This window comes from Intestinibacillus sp. NTUH-41-i26 (genome assembly GCF_032769475.1).
In the GTDB taxonomy this organism is placed as follows: Bacteria; Bacillota; Clostridia; order Oscillospirales; family Butyricicoccaceae; genus Agathobaculum; species Agathobaculum ammoniilyticum.
The window spans coordinates 2850920-2872252 of the sequence record NZ_CP136477.1 but is presented as its reverse complement, the minus strand read 5'-3'; the positions used below and the strand labels follow the sequence as shown (position 1 = coordinate 2872252).

29 protein-coding genes are annotated in these 21333 nt (G+C 57.0%); 22 read left to right on the top strand and 7 right to left on the bottom strand.

What is annotated here, in order from left to right; all coding sequences use genetic code 11:
- Position 1: 1 nt before the first annotated feature.
- The 6 genes from RX717_RS14930 to RX717_RS14905 all read left to right on the top strand — a co-directional run bounded on the left by RX717_RS14930 (position 2) and on the right by RX717_RS14905 (position 4103).
- Positions 2–1099: a phage tail sheath C-terminal domain-containing protein gene (locus RX717_RS14930; RefSeq protein WP_316960428.1), complete on the top strand. Its 1098-nt coding sequence runs from the start codon at positions 2–4 to the stop codon at positions 1097–1099.
- A 13-nt stretch (positions 1100–1112) separates the two neighbouring features.
- Positions 1113–1541, top strand: coding sequence for a phage tail tube protein (locus RX717_RS14925; protein WP_316960427.1), 429 nt, complete (start codon positions 1113–1115; stop codon positions 1539–1541).
- Positions 1542–1550: 9 nt separating this feature from the next.
- Positions 1551–1955 (top strand): hypothetical protein, encoded by a 405-nt coding sequence (locus tag RX717_RS14920; protein WP_316960426.1) that lies wholly within the window; start codon positions 1551–1553, stop codon positions 1953–1955.
- On the top strand, positions 1880–2167 hold the full coding sequence (locus RX717_RS14915) for a hypothetical protein (protein ID WP_316960425.1): 288 nt from the start codon (positions 1880–1882) through the stop codon (positions 2165–2167). Before RX717_RS14920 ends, RX717_RS14915 begins: the two co-directional genes overlap by 76 nt.
- On the top strand, positions 2154–3836 hold the full coding sequence (locus tag RX717_RS14910; protein WP_316960424.1) for a hypothetical protein: 1683 nt from the start codon (positions 2154–2156) through the stop codon (positions 3834–3836). Before RX717_RS14915 ends, RX717_RS14910 begins: the two co-directional genes overlap by 14 nt.
- 141 nt (positions 3837–3977) lie before the next feature.
- Complete coding sequence (locus tag RX717_RS14905; protein ID WP_316960423.1) at positions 3978–4103, top strand: hypothetical protein; 126 nt, start codon at positions 3978–3980, stop codon at positions 4101–4103.
- Between the two features lie 92 nt (positions 4104–4195).
- Here RX717_RS14905 and RX717_RS14900 read toward each other — a convergent pair whose 3' ends face one another.
- Both RX717_RS14900 and RX717_RS14895 read right to left on the bottom strand, forming a co-directional pair.
- Complete coding sequence (locus RX717_RS14900) at positions 4196–4588, bottom strand: type II toxin-antitoxin system HicB family antitoxin (protein ID WP_107631466.1); 393 nt, start codon at positions 4586–4588, stop codon at positions 4196–4198.
- Positions 4589–4635: 47 nt separating this feature from the next.
- The gene (locus RX717_RS14895) at positions 4636–4809 is read right to left on the bottom strand and encodes a type II toxin-antitoxin system HicA family toxin (protein WP_107631467.1); all 174 of its coding nucleotides are present in this window, start codon (positions 4807–4809) and stop codon (positions 4636–4638) included.
- Between the two features lie 119 nt (positions 4810–4928).
- Here RX717_RS14895 and RX717_RS14890 point away from each other — a divergent pair, with 119 nt between their 5' ends.
- The 14 genes from RX717_RS14890 to RX717_RS14825 all read left to right on the top strand — a co-directional run bounded on the left by RX717_RS14890 (position 4929) and on the right by RX717_RS14825 (position 16965).
- On the top strand, positions 4929–5306 hold the full coding sequence (locus RX717_RS14890; RefSeq protein WP_147573935.1) for a hypothetical protein: 378 nt from the start codon (positions 4929–4931) through the stop codon (positions 5304–5306).
- Positions 5307–5318: 12 nt separating this feature from the next.
- The gene (locus RX717_RS14885; protein WP_316960422.1) at positions 5319–6833 is read left to right on the top strand and encodes a CHAP domain-containing protein; all 1515 of its coding nucleotides are present in this window, start codon (positions 5319–5321) and stop codon (positions 6831–6833) included.
- 6 nt (positions 6834–6839) lie between these two features.
- On the top strand, positions 6840–7091 hold the full coding sequence (locus tag RX717_RS14880; RefSeq protein WP_316960421.1) for a hypothetical protein: 252 nt from the start codon (positions 6840–6842) through the stop codon (positions 7089–7091).
- A gap of 368 nt (positions 7092–7459) precedes the next feature.
- Positions 7460–7918 (top strand): DUF2634 domain-containing protein, encoded by a 459-nt coding sequence (locus RX717_RS14875; protein ID WP_316960420.1) that lies wholly within the window; start codon positions 7460–7462, stop codon positions 7916–7918.
- Complete coding sequence (locus tag RX717_RS14870; protein ID WP_316960419.1) at positions 7902–8966, top strand: baseplate J/gp47 family protein; 1065 nt, start codon at positions 7902–7904, stop codon at positions 8964–8966. Before RX717_RS14875 ends, RX717_RS14870 begins: the two co-directional genes overlap by 17 nt.
- Complete coding sequence (locus tag RX717_RS14865; RefSeq protein ID WP_107631473.1) at positions 8959–9504, top strand: putative phage tail protein; 546 nt, start codon at positions 8959–8961, stop codon at positions 9502–9504. Before RX717_RS14870 ends, RX717_RS14865 begins: the two co-directional genes overlap by 8 nt.
- The gene (locus RX717_RS14860) at positions 9501–11687 is read left to right on the top strand and encodes a hypothetical protein (RefSeq protein ID WP_316960418.1); all 2187 of its coding nucleotides are present in this window, start codon (positions 9501–9503) and stop codon (positions 11685–11687) included. The genes RX717_RS14865 and RX717_RS14860 overlap by 4 nt, the downstream gene beginning before the upstream one ends.
- Positions 11688–11691: 4 nt before the next feature.
- A complete protein-coding gene (locus RX717_RS14855) occupies positions 11692–11955 on the top strand; it encodes a hypothetical protein (RefSeq protein WP_316960417.1) in 264 nt (87 codons plus the stop codon).
- Positions 11952–12101, top strand: coding sequence for an XkdX family protein (locus RX717_RS14850; protein WP_152959545.1), 150 nt, complete (start codon positions 11952–11954; stop codon positions 12099–12101). The genes RX717_RS14855 and RX717_RS14850 overlap by 4 nt, the downstream gene beginning before the upstream one ends.
- A 1-nt stretch (position 12102) precedes the next feature.
- Positions 12103–13173 carry an S-layer homology domain-containing protein gene (locus tag RX717_RS14845; RefSeq protein WP_316960416.1) on the top strand — a complete coding sequence of 357 codons (1071 nt, stop codon included), beginning with the start codon at positions 12103–12105 and terminating at the stop codon, positions 13171–13173.
- A 94-nt stretch (positions 13174–13267) separates the two neighbouring features.
- Positions 13268–13546 (top strand): hypothetical protein, encoded by a 279-nt coding sequence (locus tag RX717_RS14840; protein WP_316960415.1) that lies wholly within the window; start codon positions 13268–13270, stop codon positions 13544–13546.
- Positions 13543–13782: a phage holin gene (locus tag RX717_RS14835; protein ID WP_316960414.1), complete on the top strand. Its 240-nt coding sequence runs from the start codon at positions 13543–13545 to the stop codon at positions 13780–13782. Before RX717_RS14840 ends, RX717_RS14835 begins: the two co-directional genes overlap by 4 nt.
- A gap of 344 nt (positions 13783–14126) precedes the next feature.
- Complete coding sequence (locus RX717_RS14830) at positions 14127–14915, top strand: N-acetylmuramoyl-L-alanine amidase (RefSeq protein WP_316960413.1); 789 nt, start codon at positions 14127–14129, stop codon at positions 14913–14915.
- A 280-nt stretch (positions 14916–15195) separates the two neighbouring features.
- A complete protein-coding gene (locus RX717_RS14825) occupies positions 15196–16965 on the top strand; it encodes a hypothetical protein (RefSeq protein WP_316960412.1) in 1770 nt (589 codons plus the stop codon).
- Positions 16966–17420: 455 nt separating this feature from the next.
- On the opposite strand, the gene RX717_RS14820 is transcribed toward RX717_RS14825, so the two are convergent.
- Positions 17421–17720, bottom strand: coding sequence for a helix-turn-helix domain-containing protein (locus tag RX717_RS14820; RefSeq protein ID WP_054327386.1), 300 nt, complete (start codon positions 17718–17720; stop codon positions 17421–17423).
- 124 nt (positions 17721–17844) lie between these two features.
- On the opposite strand from RX717_RS14820, the gene RX717_RS14815 reads away from it, so the two are divergent.
- Entirely contained in the window at positions 17845–18126 is a 282-nt protein-coding gene (locus RX717_RS14815) for an AbrB/MazE/SpoVT family DNA-binding domain-containing protein (RefSeq protein ID WP_107631487.1), read from the top strand.
- Positions 18127–18159: 33 nt separating this feature from the next.
- Here the strand turns inward: RX717_RS14815 and RX717_RS14810 are convergent, their stop codons facing one another.
- The 3 genes from RX717_RS14810 to RX717_RS14800 form a co-directional block, all read right to left on the bottom strand.
- Positions 18160–18669: a CarD family transcriptional regulator gene (locus RX717_RS14810; protein WP_054327388.1), complete on the bottom strand. Its 510-nt coding sequence runs from the start codon at positions 18667–18669 to the stop codon at positions 18160–18162.
- Positions 18670–18795: 126 nt separating this feature from the next.
- Complete coding sequence (locus RX717_RS14805) at positions 18796–19335, bottom strand: GNAT family N-acetyltransferase (RefSeq protein WP_107631488.1); 540 nt, start codon at positions 19333–19335, stop codon at positions 18796–18798.
- A gap of 11 nt (positions 19336–19346) precedes the next feature.
- Positions 19347–19514: a hypothetical protein gene (locus RX717_RS14800; protein ID WP_162838363.1), complete on the bottom strand. Its 168-nt coding sequence runs from the start codon at positions 19512–19514 to the stop codon at positions 19347–19349.
- A 146-nt stretch (positions 19515–19660) separates the two neighbouring features.
- Here RX717_RS14800 and RX717_RS14795 point away from each other — a divergent pair, with 146 nt between their 5' ends.
- Positions 19661–19975 (top strand): hypothetical protein, encoded by a 315-nt coding sequence (locus tag RX717_RS14795; protein ID WP_107631489.1) that lies wholly within the window; start codon positions 19661–19663, stop codon positions 19973–19975.
- A gap of 46 nt (positions 19976–20021) precedes the next feature.
- Here the strand turns inward: RX717_RS14795 and RX717_RS14790 are convergent, their stop codons facing one another.
- Complete coding sequence (locus RX717_RS14790; protein ID WP_054327390.1) at positions 20022–21305, bottom strand: adenylosuccinate synthase; 1284 nt, start codon at positions 21303–21305, stop codon at positions 20022–20024.
- Positions 21306–21333: the final 28 nt, after the last annotated feature.

Genomic DNA, 21333 nt, shown 5'->3' with positions numbered 1-21333 from the left:
TATGGCAATTACCATGCCGAAAATCGAGGTCACGTTCCGGCAGCAGGCAACGAGCCTGATCGCGCGCAGCGCGCGCGGTGTGGCGGTGCTGATCGTCCGAGACGATACCAACAAGACCTTTACCCATAAACAGTACGCAGACCTGTCTGCGCTGCAGGCGGACGAGGCGCTGTACACGGCGGACAACTACGCGGCGATCGGCGACATGCTGGCGTTCGCGCCGTACCAGAGCCATGTGTTCCGTTTGGACACCACCGGCACGCTGGCGGACACGCTGGCCGAGATCGGCCGCACGGTCAAGATGGGATGGCTTGCGGTCGCGGGCCAGTCTGCCGAGGACGGCGCGGCGCTGGCGAGCTGGGTCAAGACGCAGGCCGCCAGGAGCCGGAGCTACAAGTGCATTGTACACAACGTGACGCCCCTGCCGGACGATATGCACGTGGTGCATTTTGTAAACGAGAGCGTCACCTTTGCGGACGCGCGCGGCGAGCAGGACGGCGAGGCATACCTGCCGAGCCTGCTGGCGATCATGGCCGTGTGCAACGTCGAGCGCGGCTGCACGGGCTACCACTGCTCCAACCTTGCGGCGGTGGAGGAGGTTGCGGACAACGACACGGCGGTCGGCGCGGGCAAGTTTATCCTGTTTAACGACGAGGAGGGCGCGGTGCGCATCGGCCAGGGCATCAACAGCCTGACGACGCTGGACGGCAAGACCAAAACCGAGGACATGCAGTTCATCGAGACCGTTGAGGCGATGGACCTGATGCGGGACGATATTACGTCCACGTTCCGCAGTACCTACCTCGGCAGCTACCGCAACACGCGGGACAACCAGATGCTGTTCATCGCGGCGCTCAACAGCTCGTATTTCCGGCAGCTCGCGGCCGAGAATATCCTCGACCCCGACCACGCCAACGCCGCCAGCATCGACGTGGAAGCGCAGCGCGCCGTGTGGGTGGCGAGCGGCAAGGCCGAGGCCGCGGACTGGGACGACGATACCGTCAAGGCAACTCCGTTCAAGCGCACGGTGTATCTGGCGGGCGACGTGAAAATCCTCGGCAGCATGACCGACCTGATTTTCCCGATCAGCCTGTTTTGAGGAGGTGTAAGACATGCCTGATTTTAACCCTAACCGTGTGATGCACGGAAGCGGCGGCACGGCCTGGTGGAACGGCAAAAAGCTGACCACCCTGCAGAGCGTGGAGGCAAAGGTCACCGGCGATTTTGAGGACATAAACGTATGCGGCGACCCCGCGACCTACCGCATCTATAACGGCTACTCGGGCGAGGGGACGCTCGTGTGGCTCAAGATCGACAGCGACGTGCTGGTGCAGATGGCCGAGGCGTTCCGCACGGGCATCATGCCGGAGATCACGGTTATCACGGCGCAAACACAGAAAGGCACGAACAAGGTCGAGCGCGTGGCGTACAGCGATATCACGGTGGACGAGTTTATGCTCGCCAAGTTTGAGAAAAAGGCCAAGACCGAGCAGGAAGTGCCGTTTAAGTTCGGCAACTTTGAAGTTTTGGAGACATTGTAAGGAGGACATATGGACAAGAAACTGCTGGAGCAGCTCGCGGCGCGGGCCGAGCAGAAAGAAAAGGACCGGCTGGAGGTCAAGGCGTTTTCGGTAGGCGGCGTGGACATGCTGTTCCACAAGCCCGCGCAGGCCGACCAGCTGGACTATGTCGAGGCGATCAACGAGGCCAGCGGCGCGCGTGATTCGGTTGCGGTGAGCGTTTCCCTGATTTATGACTGCTGCCGCGATCTGCAGGACCCAGCGCTGCACGAGGCGCTCGGCGTGACCGACCCTTACGACACGGTGCGCCGCCTGATGGATATCAGGGAGATCGACAAACTGGGCGCGGCGCTGGCGCGGTGGATCGGCCTGCTGCCGGACAGCGGCGAGAAACAAAGCCGCGCCGAGCAGCTGGAGGCCGCCGCAAAAAACTGATCGAGCGCGACCCGCTGCTTGACCTTGCGGCGTTTTACGCGCCGCGCGGCATCACGCCCGAGGAGGTCCGGCGCATGAGCCTGGCCGATCGGGCGGTGCTGCGGGTCGGACGGGCGCGCTATTACGAGGAAACGCGGCTGGTGACCGCATGGGGCATCGCAACGGCATTCCCCGCGGAGGAGAAAAAGGAGGGCGCGCATGGCGAAAAATAAGGTCATCAACACCGTCCTCAACCTGCGCGACAACATGTCCGGCGGGCTGCTCAAGGCCGCGCAGAACGCGAAAAAGAGCAGCGATAAGATTGATAACAGCATGATCCAGTCCACGCGGAAAGTGATTGCGTTTAAGAACAAGGCAGTTTCCGCGATGCAGGAGTTTGCGAAAAAGTCCGCGCTTGCGGCGGGCGCGGCGGTGGGCGGCCTTGCCGCCGCCTTTGTGGCGCTGGACGGCGCGACCGAGGAATACCGCGTGGCGCAGGGCAAGCTGAACACCGCCTTTGACGCGGCGGGCTTCTCGGCCGACGCGGCGCGCAAAAGCTACCGCAATTTTTACGCGATCCTGGGCGACACGGACACCGCCGCCGAGGCGAGCCAGCTGCTCGCCAAGCTCGCGCAGAACGAGCGGGACGTCGGCACCTGGACGCGGATCGCAGCGGGCGTTTCCGGCACCTTTGGCGACAGCCTGCCGATCGAGGGGCTGATCGAGGCGGCCAACGAGACCGCCAAGGTCGGGCAGGTGACCGGCACGCTGGCCGACGCGCTCAACTGGGCGGGCATCCTGGAGGACGATTTTAACGAGCGTCTCTCCGCTTGCGGCTCGGAAGCGGGGCGCAACAAGCTGATTATGGACACGCTGGCGCGCACCTATGAGGGCGCGGCGACCGCGTTCTACCAGAACAACAAGCAGGTCGTGGACGCGCGGCGCAATCAGGCGACGCTGAGCGAGATAACCGCAAAGCTGGGCGACGCCTCCGCGACGGCCAAAAACAAGCTGTGGGAAATGCTCGGCGCGCAGGCGGACGGCAGCATCCGCGCAGGCTCGGCGCTGGAATGGCTGAACGACAAGGCGACGCAGTTTTCGGACTGGGTCGCGGGACTGGACATGGACGGGCTGGCGGCACAGTTTGACCAGCGGTTCGCGTGGGCGGTGGAAAAGGGCGGCCAGGCGTTCGCCTGGGTGCAGGACAACGGCGACACCATTATCCGCGTGCTGAAAACGATCGGCGCGGCGTGGGGGATTACAAAAGTCGTGCAGTTTACCTCCAGCGTCGTGACCGCGGGCAAGACGCTCCTGGGCTTTGTCAAAACAGCGGGCGTGCTGATCTCCGCAAATCCCGTTGTGCTTGGTATTGCGGCGGCGGTGGCCGCGGGCGCGCTGCTGATCGCAAACTGGGACAAGGTCAAGGAGTTTGCCGCCGGCCTGTGGCAAAAGATCAAGGACGTGTTTGGCGGCATCAAGGATGCGATCGTCGGCGCGTTTGACAGCGCAAAGGACGCGGTCGGCTCGTTTTTCTCCTGGCTGGACGATAAGATCGAGAGCGTGCCGCTGCTGGGGCAGCTATATAAGGGCGCGAAAGGCATCGGCTCCTCCGTCCTGGATTGGCTGGACGGCGCGACACGCATCCAGCCGCGCGGTAACGCGCTCGGCACGAGCTACTGGCGCGGCGGTTTGACGCGGGTCAACGAGCGCGGCGGCGAGATCATCAACCTGCCGAGCGGCGCGCGGATCATCCCACACGACGTATCCGCGCGCATGGCGGGCGGGCCGCAGGTGACGGTAAACGTCACCGTGGCGGGCAACGTGATCGGCAACCGCCAGTATGCGGACGAGCTGGGAGAGACGATTGTGCGGAAGATTATTCGTGCGTGGGATAACGTATAAAGCAAAAGCCGCCCCAGAGAGGGGCGGCGTGATAGACAAAGAACGACAGCGTATGCTATAATAAAAACGGACGCTGTTACATATTGGCGGTTAGCCCACCTTTTCCCCGCGCATTTTACCGCGAGGGGAGGTGATGCGAATGTGGAGAAAGGCTTTTCAGCTTTTGTTTTGCGCGGCAATCCTGCTTTGCGCAATGTCCATAAAAGCGCGTTGACCGCTCGGCTGGCCCCGAACGGTCAACTTGTGTTGAACTGGAATAAGGGCTGACCGCAGTAACAGCGTCCCTTTGCATCTGTATTATAGCGCGAGCGCCCCGTCTTTGTCAAGTTCGGCAAGGACGGGGCGCTTTGCATACGGCGTTATTCGACCTGCAGCTCGCGTTTGAGCGCGGCCTGCAGGACGGCGCTGACGTTCAGATCGGACTGGCGCGCCTTTTCGTCCAGCCAGGCGGGCAAGGTGACGTTGCGGCGCACCGTGCGGTTATCGTGCGCGCGGCGGTAGGCGTCGAAGTCTACATCGACCAGCGAGGCGATCTCGCCCGGGGCGCATTCCACTGCGGACAATGCGGACGGTTCAGGGAGCGGCTGTCCGTCGTCCTGCAGGGTAATGCCCATCAGTCCGATTGCGTCGCGCGCCATGAAGATGGCTTCGGCCATGTCCTCCCCCTGCGTATTGAGCGGGAAGTCCGGCACGGTGACCATATAGCCGCCCTCTTCGCAAGGCGTGAAGATCACAGGATAGACCTTTTTCATGTGAAAATTCTCCTTTCAGTATTGCTTCCGGCATATGCGGCGGGGCTTTATTTCAGCCCCCGCCGCCTGATGATCGCTTTTGCAACGGCTTCTTTGATTTCGCGTTGTCGGGAAACCGGCTCGTTATCGGTGCCGTTTGTGTAAATGTCGTGGTTGCCGCCGTCCCGTTTCAGCCACCAGCCGTTACGTTCCAGTAGTTTTATCAAATCCCGTCTTTTCATAAGGTGTCCTCCTTATGATTCTATTATACACATTTAGTGTGTATAAGTCAAGGGATTTTTGAAAGAAGGCGGTAAATATTTATAAGGTTATCCTATCATTCAACAACAACGAGGAGGTCATGGTGCTGCCGCATGTGCCGCCGGACTTTCCGCTGCCCGAGCCGGAGCAGCACAACGAAACCTATGAGGGCCTGAGCCGCGACTACCGCCGGATCGGCACGCTGGGGCTGCGGCAGTATACATGGGAGAGCATTTTCCCCGTGGGCCGCCGTTACCCGTTCATGCCGCCGGAGGCGAGCGACAACGGCTGGGACTATGTGGCGTTCTTCCAGCGGGGGCGCGAGCGTAAAATCCCGTTCCGCATGATCGTGCTGGACAGCGGCGGCGCGTGCCGCCTGAATACGCCTGTCACGGTCGATGCGCTCGACCTCAGCGTGCGGCGCAATGGGGACATTGCGTACAGCATCCGCTGCACCGAGTACCGGTTTGTCGTGTAAGGGAGGGACGGCATGGCACAGGAGTATGCAGACGAGCATCGTCTGATCCGCTACCGCGGCGGGCAGGCGCGCGACATCACCGCCTTTGCGGGCAACCTGCAGGCCGTGGACGAGCTGAACGCGCTCAGCGTGGAGCTGTCCTTTGACGTGATCACCGCGCCGTGGGACGGCTATGTGGAGAAAAACCTCGTGACGCCGGGCGACAAGCTGCGCCTGGTCAACCACGACAGGACCGTGTTTGCCGGACAGGTGGAGCGCGTCGGGCTGGACGGCAGCGCGACCGCTTACGACCGCGGCTGGTACCTCAATAAGAGTACGATCATCCTGCAGGCGTCCGGCATAGCGGCAGACGAGGCGATCCGGCGCGCCTGCGCCAAGGCGGGCGTGGGCGTGGCCGAGGTGTGCAGCCTGCCCGCCAAAGTCACACAGGTCTGGACGGGCGACACGCCCGCGGACATCATCAGCGAGATACTGGATGCGTGCGCGGCCGAGACCGGCAGGCAGTACCAGTATTTTGTGTCGGACGAGGGGCTGACCGTGCGGGAGCTGCCGAACGAGGCGATCAAGGCGTACCACAAGCCCGCGGACAACCTTGCGGCGTTTGACATCACCTGGGCGCTGGGGCAGGTTTCGGGCGAGGACAGCATCGCGGAGCTGCGCAACGCGGTGGTGATCGCCGCCGAGCAGGACGGCAAGGCGTACATCGGCGCGCAGGCGTTGAACGCCGCGAGTGTGGAGGAGTACGGCTTTTTGCAGTATGTGGCTACCGTGACCAGCGACCCAGGGGACGCGCAGCTCCGGCAGATGGTGCGGAACCTCCTGTCCCAGCTTGACCGCGTGGGGCGCACGCGCACCATCAGCGAGATATGGGGCTGCGACGAGGTGACGAGCGGCGTGGTGCTGGATTTCAACAGCCCCGCGTTCGGCGTGTCCGGCCGGAACAGGGTGACGCGCGTCACCCACCACTACGGCGGCGCGGGACACACGATGGAGCTGGAGCTCGAGGCGCTGGACGAGCCGCGTGCGGCGGGTACAACGGACACGGTGAGCGTATACGGCCTGCCGGACGATATTGGCAGCGCGGGCGGCGCGGACGGTGTGACGGTAGGCGGCGGGGACGGCTCGGCCGCAGCCTTTGTGTCGGCCGCGCAGGGAGAAGTCGGCTACCGCGAGGGCGCGGGCAACCGGAACAAATACGGCCAGTGGGCCGGTATGGACGGCGTTGCCTGGTGCGTGATCTTTGTCTGCTGGTGCGCGGCGCAGGCGGGCGCGCCCATCCCGACCGGATACAGCTATGTCGGGGATATGAGCGCCTACTTTCAGGCGCGGGGCCGGTACCGCACGGTGGCGAGCGGCTACATCCCCAAGGCGGGCGACCTGATGATACAGGGCGACCGGCACATCGGCATTGTGCGCAGCGCGTCCCGTGCGAGCGTGCAGACCGTGGAGGGCAACTATTCGGACAGCGTGGCGAATGTGACGCGGTACTACAGCGAGATCAGCGGCTTTTGCACGCCGTGGGGGTAAACAGGCATGGCATATGATTATGAAATGGCGCAGCGGCTCCGGCGGCTCGGCCGGTATCAGCCGCCGCCCGCCTGGTATGAGGCGGTATGCGCGGCGGTTTCGCCGCCGACCTTTTCCGTGATGGAGGGGAACGCCCTCTTTACTGCGGAAAACGGCCTGACCATGACGGCGACCGCCGCCGCGCGGGAGTGGCACAGCGGCGACAAGGCCGCGGCGGTCCTGTCCGGCGGCTCGCTGCTGGTGATCGACAAAATATGAAAAAGCCGCCCCGAGGGGCGGCGAGGATGGACAAGGAACGACGGCGTGTGCTATAATACAGGCGGACGCTGTTACATATGGCGGTCAGGCTCATTTTCCCCCGTTCGTCTCGGGCGGAGGGAGGTGAGGCGAATGTGGAGAAAAGCCTTTCGGCTTCTGATATGCGCAAGCGTGCTGCTGCGTATTTTATCCATAAAAGCGTTCTGACCGCTCGGCTGGTACCCAAGCGGTCAGAGGTTTAACTTTGATTGCATAAGGGCCTGATCGTTGTAACAGCGTCCCTTTGTATCTGTATTATAACGCGCGCGCCCCGTCTTTGTCAAGCACGGCAAGGACGGGGCGCTTTTGTTTTGCAGGGAGGTGCATCAATGACGCAGACCATTTTTCCGGTGATCCCGACCGATATCCCCGCGCAGGCGGCGGCCGGTATCGGCCGCGCGCCCGCGTTCCAGTGGGAGGAGGACGGCCGGAGCGGGGCGTTTCAGCTGGTGGACGGGGCGCTGCAAGAGCGGACGGGCGTGGAAGCGGTCAAACAGTGGTTTGAGCTGATGCTGCGGCAGACGCCGGGCGCTGTACCGGTTTACCGCACGGACAGCTCGACCCAGCCGGGCGTGGACCGCACGCTGCTCGACCGCCGCATGCCGGAGGGCTGGGTGCAGGCCGAAATCGAGCGGAACGTCCGCGAGACGGCGGCGTTCTGCCCGGCGGTGCGCACGGTGGACAGCTTCGCGTTTACGCGGCTGCGGCGCGGCCTGCAGGTGGCGTTCACCGCGCGCCTGCACACGGAGGAAACAGTGGAGGTGAGCGCCTATGTCGGCGGCGAGTGATATCCTGCAGGAGCTGCTGGCGGCAATGCCGGACAGCTACCAGAAAACCATCGGCTTCCCCACCTACGACCTGCTGGCGGCCGCCGCCCTGCGCATGGAGGGGACGGACGCCGAGATCGAGGCGGCGAAAGCCAGGCTCGACCCTGAAAACCTGACGGGGGACGAGCTGGACCGCTATATCTTCCCGCGCACCGGCCTGGAGCGCCGTCAGGCGACGTTCGCGCACGGCGTGGTGCATGTGACCGGCACGGGGACCGTGAGCGAGGGCGACCTGTTTGAGAGCGGGGGCGGCGTGCAGTTTTACGCCACGCAGGCCGTCCAGATCACCGGCGAGGGCGATGTACCCGTGACCTGCCGTCAGGACGGGGCGGCGGGCAACCTGCCCGCGCACAGCGTGACGCAGATGCCGGTGACGATTGCGGGCATATCGGCCTGCGACAACCCCGCGCCCATGACCGGCGGCTACGACGAGGAGGCCGACGCGGCCTATTATGAGCGGCATCTGCTCAAGGTGCGCACACCGCCCACGTCGGGCAACATCTACCAGTACCAGAGCTGGGCGCTGGAGGTCGCGGGCGTGGGCCGCGTGAAGGTGTTTCCACTGGGGCATGGTGACAACACGGTGGACGTGGTGCTGGTGGACAGCACGGGCCAGCCCGCGGACGAGGAGCTGGTGGAGGCGGTGCAGGACTACATCGATCCGGACAGCACGGGCGAGGGCTACGGGCAGGCTCCGATCGGGGCGCGGTGCTATGTCAGCGCGGCGACGGGAAAGGCCGTTGCCGTCTCCTGCACGGTGTCCAAGCTGAACACCGGAGACGGGGACGGGGCAGTGACCGCAGCGGTCAAGGCGGCGATTGCGGCCTATCTGGCCGAGATCGCGTTTGAGCAGGATTTTGTCAGCTACGGCCAGATCGCGGCGGCGATCCTGAGCGCGGAGGGCGTACTGGATTTTGAAAACCTTGCGGTAAACGGCGGCACGGCCAACGTTGCCATAGGGGAGCGGGAGTGCGCCGTACTCGGGGAGGTGGCAATCACCTATGCCTGAATATGACGACATGCTGCGCAGCCTGCCGTCCGCGTACCGGCGCGACCCGTGGGTGACCGGCCTGCTGGGCGCGGTGGCGGGCGTGGACAGCGCCCAGCGCGCGGACGCCGCCGAGACCGCGGACCAGATGTTTCTGGACAGCATGACCTGGCTGCTGCCTGTTGAGGAGCGCGAGGCGGGGCTGACGCCCGAAAAGGGCGCGTCCATCGAGGACCGGCGCGCGGCGCTGGCCGCGAAATGGCGCAGCCTGTCCGGCAAGTGCGACATTGAGCTGATCCGCACCATCTGCGGGAGCTGGAACGGCATTGCGGCCGAGGTGACCTATGACGGGGTATCGTGCGTTACGATCCTGTTCCGCTCCACGGCGGGCATGCCAGGCAACATGGAGAGTGTGCGGCGCGCGCTGCGCGAGGTCATCCCCGCACACCTGCGGTATGAGATCACCGCGGCGCTGCTGCGCCAGGGCGGGAGCCGGACGTACAGCGCGGCCGCAGGGACGCGGGCCAAACATTACGGAGAACACGAGGTGATGCTATGAGTTGGACAAATGCGGCCATCACGACCGCGGGACACGCCCTGCAGGCGGCGCTCGTCGGCACGGGCAAGGGGCTGGTATTTACGCGCGCGGCAAGCGGCGCGGGGCTGGCCGCCGGAACGCTGGAGGAGCAGACCGCGGTCACGGACGAACGGCAGGCGCTTTCCCTGCAGCCCGCGCAGGTGCTGGAGGGCGCAAAGGTACGGGTGCGGGCGGTACTGGTCAACACCGGCCTTTCGGCGGGCTACACCATGCGCCAGCTTGGCTTTTACGCGCGCGCCGAGGACAGCGAGGACGAGGTGCTGTATGCGCTGGTGCAGGACGAGGCGGGCGACCCCATCCCAGCCGCAGCGGAAAGCCCGGGCTTTTCGGTGGACTGGACGTATGTTTTCAGTTTTGGCAACGCGGCCGAGGTGACGGTGGAGCTGGACCCTGCGGGCGTGATCGGCTGGGGCGCGGTCGGCCAGCCGGACGGTGTGGCGGGGCTTGGGCCGGACGGCAAGGTGCCGGAGGAGCAGCTGCCGGAGATGGATTATGTCCCCGCGGGAAGCGCTGCGCCGATCGAAGGGCTTCCAACGAATGACGTTCGCACCGGCATCGTGCGGGATGGCCAGAGCATCGCGGCGGGGGATGTGGTGAATGTTCAGGACGGGGAAATCTACCGTGATGTTGTGGCACAGAAAAACGTGGAAACAGTACTTTTATCTGTGGGAACATCTAGTTGTGCATGTGATACTTTCCCAGACGGCGTAATACTCGCGTCGCTTACTAGATCTTCTGATAACGGACCTACAACTTGGCTCTTAGATAGTGACGGGCGAATTATTACGAGTATTGCTGGAGAATCAAATGATAGAAAAACCCGTCAGGTGTTTTGTCTGTCGAATACGCTATGTGGAATACTAAATCGGCTTAGCGACAATAGGGTTACTGTTCAATATCTTACCCGAAATGGTAACAGCCTTTCTGTAAAAAACACATTCCTTGTTATAGCCGACACAGCTAATACGGATGCCGTTGCGGTTCCGTTATCTCCACTGACGCATTTGTTAATTTCCGGATCAGCCACGTCGTTGAGTGTAATGATACGCGATACGGACAAGAACCAGAGCATATCTGCCGGAACATTAAACGTTAATGTTTATAGCTCCTCCCTCTCCGCAACCCGCATCCCAGACGACGACAATGGAAACAAGCGCGCATGCATCTTCTTTTCCGATGCCGGAGATGGTATCAAGGGCAAGGCTGTTATTGTGACGATTGACAGCTCCAATGCGGTGACGTTTGGCGAGGTTGCGACGATTATAAATTCAACAGCGCATCATGTTCAGTGCACATACTCTAACGGGGTAATCTATGCTTTGTCTCAAACCACCCTATATGTATTTAATGAAGCCCTATCTGTTCTGGGTAATGCCGGCCTTTATGGTAGCGGCACAAGCGGTGCTGATACAGCATTGATTGGATTGCCGACCGGTGTTGTTGCAGTAAACGGTTCAACAAATTATAATGCTGTTTTTGCAACATGGAACGGAACATCAATCGAGCACGGAAGTCCATATAAGTTTAATATTGGAAACCCATCAAACTATGTCTCTGGAACACGAATTTCAGACAATGAAATTCTACTCGCTTATGCCGATACAGGCAACTCCAACTACGGCACCACCACCATCCTTGAAATCTCCGGCGACCAGATCGCAGGCTCGTTCCTGAATAACTCCAAAGACGCAATAGCCCTTGAATCCGGAAAGGGTGGCGACACCATCAAACTCGGTTTTGGCGGGTACTGTGCATGTGAGAGCATGACCGCAGGACAGACGATCGATTCAGAGGGCGTGACGGCATATAGCCCGCTGGATGGGTGGCTGGAAATCAAAGACCCGTGGGCAAAGGGGTATGTTACGGGAGAGTATACAGGCGACGGTACTTATGGCGCTGGTAACCCTACGGTGATTGACGTAGGATTTAGACCACAATGTTTAATTATCGAAGTTGTATCTGCAGGTAGTGCTACCGGAGTTGTTTTTATCGCGCTTAACGGCGTAAATGTTTCGTATTCATTGCCAACTGCCGCTACGGTAACTATATCGTTCGATAAAACGCAAGTTTCGTTTTATTCCGTTTCTGCATCAGGACAGATGAATCTCAGTGGTGCTGTTTACCGCTATATAGCTTGGAGGTAATTAAATGATAATTATCAACACGGAAACCAGACAGATGCGCACCCTCCACTACGGACAAGCACCGGACGGATGGATTCCGGTTCCTGTCAGCCTTGAACCCTGCGCGCGTGCCTACTGCCCATACTGCGAACTGGCGATCGAGGACGGCGAGTTGGTGGATATTACGCCGACCGCACGGCCTCCTGAACCGGAGTCGGAACCGACGCAGGAAGAACAGCTCCGCGCGGACGTGGACTTTATCGCGGCTATGACGGGGGTGGAGCTATGACAGTATTTGAAATGGCGCGGCATTATTACCCCAAGCTGTGGGACATTGGCCGGATAGACCAGCTTTACACGGCGGGGAAGCTCTCGGATGAAGAGTACGAACAGATTACGGGTAAGCAGTACGGGACAGGAAAAGGGGAGGTATAACGTGGCTACTGAAACAACAAATCTGCACACTGAAAACAACTACATCCGCAAGTTTACGGGTGTGGACAGGTTCCATAACGCGGGATACTTTGGAGAGCGCGTCACGGCGGCTACCGGAGAGAACTGGAGCATCAAAAACTATAATCCAGATGATCTGGTCCTTATCCCGTTTGGGGATGGGTACGGCTGGGGTAATTTCTCGGGAGGACATGGCAGCAAGACAGCGGCAACATTCTTTCAGGTTGCGCCCAAGGCACGGTTAGCCCAGCTTTCCAAAATCAGCAGGGCGAGGACAGGGAAGGACTGCTACTGCGGACTGGAGGATGATTGCCTGCCATATATCGAAGAATATGGTATTACCTCTGTATTCTGTTCGTTTGACATGATCTGCGACAAATACCTTGCCCAGAAATACCAGACGGTGATCGATGGGCTTGGGACATTTAACATGTTTGTCGCGGCTGGCAATGATTCTTCCACGGATTATGTGGAGCTGGCGCGGTGCGATGCCGTGACGACCGTTGGAGCGTACTACATCCAGAATAACAAAGCCATTCCGGAGGACTTTTCCTCTACGACGGAATATCTTGATTTTGCCGCGCCGGACAGGCAGGTTGTGAAATTCGCAAAAGAAACCGGCGTGACTACATATGGCAAACAGACCGGAACGTCGTTCGCGGCTCCATGGCTCTGCGGTATGGCGTGTCTGGTCAATGACTTTTTTATCGACAAAACAGGGAAGCCGCTGACCCACGAGGCAATGATGCGCTTTTTCAGGGATCATTGTGTGGATATTGGGGCGGAGGGCTTCGACAGCAAAACCGGACACGGTATGGTTATCCTGCCGGAGCCGTCAGAGATCAACGTCTGGAAGTACCAGACGAAAGAGGGGGGTGAGACGATGTATAAGGACGAAAACCAGATTTCCGAATGGGCAAAGGAAAATGTTAAGTATTGTAACGAGTACGGCATTATGGAAGGGGATGCTGACGGGAAGTTCCGGCCGCGGGATTTTGTTACACGCGAAGAGCTGGCCTGCACACTGGCGCGTATTCACAAGAGCATTCAATGAGAGGGGGGACGGGGTACAACCGCCCCACTTACCGATGGAACTTATCAAAGAATACTGGGCGCAACTTTCAGCGGTGGGGGCTGCGATACTGGGTGTGGCAAAGTTGCTGCGAAAGCGGGCAAGACGGCATAAGGCGTGGCAGGACACGATTACAGCTTCGATTTTAGCGATCCTGCATGACAGGCTTTTATTTGAATGCCTCCACTACTTAAAGGCCGAGCAGATCACAGCGGATGAAATGGACAATCTGTCACTGTTGTACAAACAGTATAATGCGCTGGGAGGGAACGGGACCATTGCAAAGCTGATGGAACGCGTTGGAATGTATGTAAAAATTATAGAGTGCGACTGCGAAAGGGGTTATGACACATGAAAATCACATCGGGAACCTTGGCGAGAACCATCATTTTGGCGCTTGCGCTGATCAATCAGGTACTTAGTATGTGCGGTATCGCTGTTCTGCCAATTGAGGACGCGCAGGTGGAAACCATTGTGACGACGCTATGGACTGTGATCGCCGCAGTAGTGGCGTGGTGGAAAAACAACAGCTTTACAGCACCGGCGATTGAAGCAGATAAAGCGCTTAGAGAAGCGAGAAAAGCAAAATAAAAGCCGCCCAAAGGCGGCAAATTGACACAGGGCGGCGTGCGATGGTATAATATGTCGGGCGCTGTCGTTCCCAGCGGCGGGCGGTTGACCACTCCTTGAGAAAGGGGTGGTGCATATGGGCTTGAGATTCGCAAGGATTTCAATATGTGCAGCAATCTTGTTACACATTTTTGTTACATATGCAAAGTAGCCGCCCCTCCGACCAAGAGTTAGCGGCTACTTTGTAGCAATTACCTCGGGTCAGCCGTCTGCCGACAGCGCCTCTTTGTATAGATATTATACCACAAGCCCCGTCTGTGTCAAGGCGGGGCTTTTTATTGTAGATTGAAACTGAGGTGATTTTTTTGAAAATCCTTTTGATTGCCGGACACGGCGGCACGCCATATGACAGCGGCGCGGTTGGCTGCGGCTATACGGAGGCGGTGGAGACGCGGCGCATGGCGAACGCGGTTGCGCCGCTGCTGCGGAGTTACGGCTTTGAGGTCGCACTGTACGACCAGAGCAAGGACGCTTACAAGGTAGTGACGCAGGGCGGCAGCCTGCCGCTTTCCGGCATCTCCTATGTGCTGGAGTTCCACCTCAACAGCGCGGCAAATGACCCGAAAGGCAACGGCCGCACGACGGGTACGGAGATCTTTGTGCATACGAATGAGCAGGGCGTAGGCGTGGAGCAGGCGATCCTGCGGCGCGTCTGTGCGCTGGGCTTTACTGATCGCGGCGTCAAGCGCTCAAGTGGGCTTGCCGTACTCAAGCATGTCTTTAAGCGCGGGGTATCCCATGCGCTGGTGGAGACCTGTTTTATTGACGACAGGGACGACATGGCGCTGTATGGCGCAAAGTTTGACGCTATCGCAAAGGCCATTGCAGACGGCGTGGCCGAGGGCTTTGGTAAAACGGTACAGGATGAGGAGGACGATACTATGACCCAGAAAGAATTTGAAGCGATGTACGACAAGGCAAACCCGCTGTACAAGACAATCAGCGACGTGCCGGACTACTGGAAGCAGGCGGTACGGGAGATGCTGGACAGCGGCGCGATCAACGGCGGCACGGCGGATAATCCGGACGACGTCAACATGCGCCATGAGGCGCTGCAGGCGGCGATCGTTGCGTATCGTGCGACGAACAAATAACGGTGTTCAAGTTGGACACGGGAAAGCCCCGGCCGGATGGCCGGGGCTGTTAATTTTATTTATAAGATTAATGTATTTGTAAAAAAAGGAATGTTGAAGTATAATATGAAAAAGAGCTTGTAATCCTGTGTGGGATGGTAAGTCCTCGCCACAAAACCCAAGCTCTTTTAATATTGGTACAATAACAAACTATGTTTTTTATTGTGTATATATTATAACATCTTTTTTCCCTTTGTCAATGATGTTGCAAAATATAAACTAGATTCAAGGAGAGAGAAAAATGCTATCTAAAAGTAATAATCGACAGCTAATTGATCGTGGTCTGGATCCTAAACTAGTGCTATTTTATCAGGTATGGCAGGAATTGACGTATCGATGGACTATAGATACCTATAAAAACAAAATCTTTAATACACTCAATATTTTACAAGAGACAGTAGATGTAGCAGAAAAAACTTTGGCAAAGATTTATTTATCATATAGCAACATTCAACAATGTTTAGCAGAGACATTATATATTATAAATCATGATAATACTTTGGAAAAACATTATCCTACTATTTTACATATGCTTCGCCGGAATCTTTCTGGATTGGGTTCAAAGGATAGTGACCTTAAAAGGATAATTGCCCATTTGAAAAATGTAATTACAAAACTAGATGCTTCATATATTGAAAACCTGTTAACTGATCTACGTACTGCAATTAACGATGGTAGTGAAAAAGAAATCATGAATTTAACAAATTGTATGGTTAGCATAGCCATTCAGCATGGTTGGTCCAGTAGTGAATTGTTTAATTGCGTGAACATTCTCCTTGAATCGGAAGAAATTAATATAAAGTGGGAAAAATTCGTTAGTAAAATATTTTACTCAGAAGAACAAGAACGTATTATTTTAATAAACACATTTTTTAAAATCAAATCAGAAGGCGATACTGGCACAGTTTTCCGAAATTTATCTAGATTAGGCGTTGAAATAAAAAGTTGCGACGATTTTAAAGAGGATTACCCTGATTTTGCAGACAAATTATCACCCAAAAGACGCTACATGTTAATGAAAGTTAGTGCATATGACGATTATTCTGCAGCCCATAAGGCAATTAGGGGGATTTCAGATTCTTTAAATATTTTAAGCTTTTATAACTTTATAGAGTATTGGGATTTAAAAGATATTAAAATTCATGTCTTGAATAAGCAAACAAAAGAAAATCGGACGATTCATCCTAATGATTTATATAAGACATATAATTCGATTGATAGTTCGAACAAGGTGTTTGCAAGGACATGCTCGCTTTTGGTGCAAGATAATCAAGCAATAAAAGAAAGAATATTAAATTCATTTGGATATACCAATATGAGCCAAGCATCTCTTCTTCAAGAAGAGAAATTTATGAATGCGTGGGTTGCACTTGAGTCACTTACACGGACGCAAATTTATAATGATATAATTTCAGCAGTAAAAAATGTTTTACCACAAGCACATTGTAAGCGATACTTGTTTCGAATAATTAAGAACTTTATTGAGGATTGTATTCGATGCGAAGTAGATTTGGGATTTGTAATGAGTGGAACAGGAGATAAGGTTAATCGCGCAGAAAGTGTAAAAAAGATTATGACTGAAATTAATGATCCGCTTCAGTTGGCTCGATATATTGAAAAATGTTCAGTTAATAGTTTGCTTTCACAACGATTGGTCCAGATTCAAAGCCTTCTTAGCGATATAAAAACTTTAGCAAATAGGATAGATGAACATAAAGAGAGATTAACTTGGCAAATTCAACGTCTATATAGGATAAGAAATCAAATTGCACATTCTGCATTATATGACACAAATTTACTTATAAGTTATATAGAGCATTTGTATGATTATATTTTCATTTTCACAAACGAAGTAATAGTTTGTGTTGTCGACAAAAAGGTTACCAATATTGATGAAGCTCTTTGTATTTTAAAAGAAAATTATGACGAGTTCAAATTCATTGCTTCTGATAAGAAAACCGCTATGACAGTAAATGATCTGATATGTGGAGGGATAATTAATATGATATGATTAAGAATCCTTAATCATTGCGTGCTAAACAATATTATGAAATGATTAATTTGTTGTTGAACAAATATTGATGCGTTAGTTTTATATATTTTCCACACCCTAATGAATAGGGCTATGTTACGCGCTGTCCGAGTTGATGGTGGTCGTGTCGATCGATAGGGTTGAACGGGTAGTGCAGGTGTTTGAGCTTTCGGAGTGAATTGTAAATTAAGGGGTTCAATTTGGACACAGGAAAGCCCCAGCTGGATGGGCTGGGATACGTTGCAAAAATGTTGCAACAGGGATTGGTCTGGCTTTTAAGAAATACAGATATCATGCGGATTTCTGCAATAATATGTGCTGCCCCTCACACGCGAGAGGTCGTGGGTTCGAGCCCCGCCAACCCCACCAGTGAAAAACCGTCACGAAAGTGACGGTTTTTTCGTTTTTTGAGGACGGGGAGCCGCGTCCGGCGTTCATTCGGGACGCTGGTTTTTGCGCCGGAGGTGCGTGACGAGCTGGTGGACCAGGGCGATATCATCGCCCGTCAGGCCATCGATGGAGATGGTCTGCGTTTGCGGTACGCAGAGAATAAAATCGGTCGACACCCCAAAAAGCTGCGCCAGTTCGACGATATACTGCGTGCTGGGGACACTGATGCCCATTTCCCAGGCGTTCACGCTGGAGCGCGTGATATCCAGGCGGCCCGCAAGCTCGGCTTGCGACAGGCCGAAATTTTCACGCAGCGTCTTGATGCGTTCGGCTGTTGCTATCATTTTCATCACCCTTTTAGTATAGGGTAATGTAATCGAATTGATACTGCATTATCAAATAGATGTTTGCAATTGACATATAAAGCCGCGGGCAGTATACTGATACTGGGTGATAAAGGTGATAAATATGAAAGCTACGGGGATTGTGAGAAAAGTGGACAATCTGGGGCGGATCGTACTGCCGATGGAGCTGCGCCGGACTATGGATATCGCGCGCGACGACCTGCTGCAGATCAGTATGGCGGGCGGTGAGATCCGCCTGACCAAATTCCAGCCGGCATGCCTGTTCTGCGGCGAGTCGCTGGAGGTCGTCGATTTCAGGGGCAAACGGGTGTGCAGAGAGTGCATCCGCAAGCTCCAAAAAAGCCTGAAAGTGAACAAACGCCGTCCTGTTCGGGGGCGGCGCTGAAAAAACCCTGCCGCGGCTGCGGCAGGGTTTCTGTTATGCGTGAACGCATGTCTTGTGCGATGCGATTGAGCGGGCGATATAGGGCTGCACCTCCTTGAGCGGGATACCGAGAGCGACCGCCAGTTCGCTATGCAGCAGATCTTCCGCGCGCTTGCGGTAGCGCTGGTCGATCTGGCTGACGCGCCGGCCGTTGCGCCGGGATTTGGCGTACACCGTCTTAATCAGCTGCACCAGCTCATGACAGTCGTGGCTCTGCAGCGCGGCCTGGTAGTGCTCGCTCGCCAGCCGGAGGCTGTGGGTGGTGAAGCTATCCTCCTCAATAGCGGGGATGGATTCGATCAGCGCTTCGGCCTGCTCCCTGGAAATGACCGGACGCATGAACACCGGGGAATCGACCGGTATATAGATGGTTTCCGTGCCGTATACGGGCGTGAGGGTGTAGTAAAGGCGGCCCTCGTCCCTGGCGAAAGCAGGCTGTCCCACCGCGGTCACCTCACAGACGCCGCTGGTCCCGTAAACGATGAATTCGCCCGTGTGATACATTTTATTCCTCCTCGCAAATATGGCTGATGCGGAAGCGTTCCGCACTTCTGCGTTATAAAACTCGGCTGTTCTATATAAGATTATAGCATATTTTGTGGGGAAATGTAAGCGAAAATTATTTTTTGTTCACAGGCCGGCCCGTGCGGCCGCTTCGTGCGTCAGGTAAAAGTGCAGGTGGTCCTTGATCTCGCCGTTATAGAGCAGCTCCGCGCGGTGCAGCGTCCCCTCGTATGCAAAGCCGCATTTTTCCAGCACGCGGCGGGAGGCTGGGTTGTCCGGATAGCAGGTGGCCGAGATCAGGTCGAGCGCCATCTGCTCAAAGCCGAAGCGGAGGACCGCCCGCACCGCCTCGGTCATATAGCCCTGCCCCCAATAATCCACACCGAGCGCGTAGCCGAGCGAGCGGGCCGAGCCGTACTGCCGCGCGGAGTCTGCAATCAGGCCCACCGAACCCATCAGGCGGCGGTCGCCCCTGCGTTCGACCGCCCACACGCTCGGCTGGTCAAGAAAGACAAGGTGCAGGATGTCGCTCGATTCCAGCAGGCTTTCGTGCGGCTTCCAGCCCGCATTCCGGCCGACCGGCTCGTCCTTGGAATAGGCGTAGAGGGCCTCGGTATCGTCCTCACGGAAGGGGCGCAGCGTCAGACGTTCGGTGATCAGCTCCATAAAAACTCTCCTCAGGTTTCATCGGTATCCAGATGGTCAAGCGCGTATTGGCAGCATTGGGTGACGAGCTGGTTGAGGGACACGTCCTTCTGCTGCGCGACCGATTCCAGCTCCTGCACCAGCTCGCGCGGCATGCGAAAGGTTTTGTTGACATATTCCGTCTTTTTGACTTGAAACATTTTTTCACCGCCTTACTCCCTTACTCCATATTATAAGTGCAATGAAGCGGTGAATATACGCGCGCATTTTACATGATTATTTATCTTGCAAAATATCTTGTAAAAATAATTGCAGCATGCTATACTGAAAAAAAGGAGGGGCGCGGATGAACGGCGAAAAGCGGCGTACGCCATGCGGCGGAGCGTTAAAGAGGATACTGGCGGCGGCGCTGCTGGCGGTTTTTGCGTTTTTTGCGGGCCGCTCCTGCGAGCGGGACCATCTTTCCCCAGAGCAGGGCGCGGGCATGCGGGTCACCCTGACCCTGTATGACGGGGCCGGGCGTCCGGTCTGCCGCGCAGACCGCGTGGTGAGGCAGGACGGGCGGCAGGGCCGGTGGGAGTGCCGGGGCAGCATCGCGCCGGAGGAGCGGGACGGCTCGTATGTGCTGACGGTGCAGGAGGAAACGGGCGAAAAACGGTAGGATAAAGAAAACGGCTGCGAAAGCAGCCGTTTTTATTATGCGTCCGTCAGGCCAGCTCGATGACCTGGTCGCGCGCCGGTCCAACGCCCAGCATGGTGATCGGGCAGCCGATCAGGCGCTCCAGCTCGCGGATGTAGCTCTGCACGGTCTGCGGCAGCTCGGCAAACGAGCGGCAGTCCGTGATATCCTCGTCAAAGCCGTCGAACTCCTCGTACACAGGCTCGCAGCCGTCCAGCGCCAGGAAATTGGCGGGCAGCTCGGTGACGGTTTCGCCGTTCTTCAGCCGGTAGGCCACGCACACCTTGAGCTTGGGCAGGCCGCGCAGCGGGTCGATCTTGTTGATTACGGCCTCAGTCATGCCGTTGACACGCACCGCGTAGCGCGCCACAACCGCGTCGAACCAGCCGGTGCGGCGCGGGCGGCCGGTGACCGTGCCGAATTCGCCGCCGGCATTCCGGATGTAATCACCGGTGTCGTCGAACAGCTCGGTCGGGAACGGACCCTCGCCCACGCGGGTTGTGTAGGACTTGAATATGCCCATGATGCTGCGCACCGCGGTCGGGCCGACGCCCGAGCCGATGCAGCAGCCGCCCGCTACCGGATGCGACGAGGTGACGAACGGATAGGTACCCATATCCAGGTCGAGCAGCGTACCCTGCGCGCCCTCGAACAGCACCTCCTTGCCAGCCTGAACCGCTTCCCAGGTCAGGAGCGAGGTGTCGGTCACATAGGGGCGCAGGCGCTCGGCGTAGGCGCGGTATTCCGCGACGACCGCGTCCGCGTCGATCGGCTCGCCGCCGTACACGCCCGTAATCACGCGGTTTTTGTACGCGCACGCCTCGCGGACGACGGTTTCGAACCGGTCCGGATCGACAAAATCATGCATGCGTACGCCGCTGCGCTCGGATTTATCCATATAGGTCGGGCCGATGCCCTTTTTGGTCGTGCCGATGGCGGTGCCATCCTTGGCCTTTTCGGCCTCGCTCAGCGCGTCCAGTTCCAGGTGCCACGGCAGGATACAATGGCAGCGGGCGTCGATGAACAGCTTGTCAGTCGAAACGCCCTTTTCGTGCAGGCCGTCGATTTCGCCCAAGACCGCCTTGGGGTTGACGACCACGCCCGGCCCGATCACATTGACGCACGCCGGATACAGGATGCCCGAGGGGATGAGCTGCAGCTTGTATTTTTCGCCGCCCGCGACGACCGTGTGGCCCGCGTTGTTGCCGCCCTGGCTGCGTACGACCAGATCGGCCCTGCCCGCGAAAATATCGATAAATTTACCCTTGCCCTCGTCGCCCCACTGCGCGCCGAGGATCACCTTACCTGGCATAGGAGTTCATTCCTTTCTTGCACTTGCG